This window comes from Mesorhizobium sp. M5C.F.Ca.IN.020.29.1.1, from assembly GCF_003997375.1.
In the GTDB taxonomy this organism is placed as follows: Bacteria; Pseudomonadota; Alphaproteobacteria; order Rhizobiales; family Rhizobiaceae; genus Mesorhizobium; species Mesorhizobium wenxiniae.
On sequence record NZ_RZSW01000885.1, the window covers coordinates 1 to 1713 of the forward strand.

1 protein-coding gene and 1 pseudogene are annotated in these 1713 nt (G+C 60.8%); both read left to right on the top strand.

Annotated features, from left to right (window positions below; genetic code table 11):
* Positions 1-78 (top strand): annotated as a pseudogene (locus EOA85_RS34625) (elongation factor Tu); the annotation flags it as partial.
* A gap of 401 nt (positions 79-479) precedes the next feature.
* Positions 480-1713 (top strand): hypothetical protein (locus EOA85_RS34630; RefSeq protein ID WP_348627959.1); only part of this gene is annotated, 1234 nt, incomplete at its 3' end.

The following is a 1713-nucleotide window of genomic DNA, read 5'->3' on the forward strand; positions in this document are numbered from 1 at the left end:
GAAGAGAAGCTGCGCTTCGCCATCCGTGAAGGCGGCCGCACCGTCGGTGCCGGCATCGTCGTCACCATCAAAGAGTAATCGACGCCGGCATTGCCGATCAGATCGATTGCGAAAGGGCAGTCCTCGGGCTGCCCTTTTTGCTTTTTTTTAGCACAGCCGAGTGCCTGCGGCGCCATCGCAAACCCTGTTGCGAGCCGTCAAAGCTCAATCACAGCGCCGGGCGTTGTTCGTGCGCGCGAAGGACGCTGTAGCACGTTGATATTGCGCATGATCGCCAGCGAAAATCGGTTCCGTTTTTGGGGGTCGTGCGTTAGGATAGCTTGCATTGCGGGGGGCTTGCCCGAATGGTTCCATGGCGCCGTCTGAATGGCCAGACATGGTGGATACTTGGGGTGATCTGCCTGGCGTCGTTCCTTGGCATGGAACACGCTGCCTTCGCGGCGAATACAAAAAAATCCGCGTCGGATGTTGGTCCAACGATGCGGTTTGTCGTCGTCCGCAGCAGCGCGCCTGGTTGCGAACCGACCTGCCCGGAATGGATATCCGCTGAAGGCTCCATAGAAGCCCGCACGCCAGCCCTGTTCAAGCGCACGCTCAAGGTGCTCGGCCGCCGAAAACTGCCTGTTGTCGTGGATTCTCCCGGCGGCAATGTCGATGCGGCACTGGCGCTTGGTCGGCTGATCCGCAAGAACAAACTCGATATCGCGGTCGGCAAGACCCGGTTCACCGGTTGCCAGCCCGATGCCAAGGACTGCACGGAAAACGACGGCAAGGCCGCTCGCTATTTCGGCAATTCCTATGCTGACGGCGCCATCTGCAATTCCGCTTGCCCGCTGATGTTTGCCGGCGGCATCAGGCGCGTGGTCGGGCAATGGGCGCATCTCGGCGTTCATCAGATCACCACGACCTACATTCGGACGAAATTGCAGTACCGAACCACCTACCGCGTGGTGAGAGGCAAGAAGAAGATCGTCGACAAGAAGGTCATCAGCCGCAAGAACGCCGGCAGCTACAAGACCTACGAGATGAGCAAGTCGGTGGAGAAAAGACTGGCGGCGTATCTGAAGGAAATGGGCGTCGGCCAGGCCGTGCTCGAGACGATGAAGAACACGCCGGCCAGCAGCATCCAGCAGTTGGCTCCCTACGACATGCTGCAGACGAAGCTGGTTACCAGCCTGGATGCCGTCGACCTGCTGATCGCGCCAACCCTATGCAAAACAGATCCGGTGGCTGCGAACTGCAGGGAAATACCGGCGCCGGCCGGCCACGTGGTGGCATACGCCAAGTCCGCTCCTGCCGCGTCGGCCGAACCCGAAACCGTGCAGCGGGCCGATGTTGGAGATATGCGCTTCGTTCTGGTTCGCGGCAGAAGTTTTCTCTGCGATCCCAATTGTCCCGAATGGATCTCCGCGGAAGGCATGATTAGCGCTCAGACGCCGGAACGGTTGCGCCAACTGCTGGACACGATCGGTGATCGGCGACTGCCCCTGGTGATCAACTCGCCGGGAGGTGACGTGCTCGGTGCCCTGGCCGCTGGAAGGTTGATCCGAGAACGCAAGCTCGACGTGGCGGTTGCGCGGACGGACTTCATTGGATGCGAGCCGGACAAGGCGGATTGCACCGCCGAGAATGGCATCTATGTCGGGCTCTCGATCGATGCGAGCGGCGAGTGCGGCGCAGCCTGTCCGATCATGCTTGCCGGCGGTGTCAGAC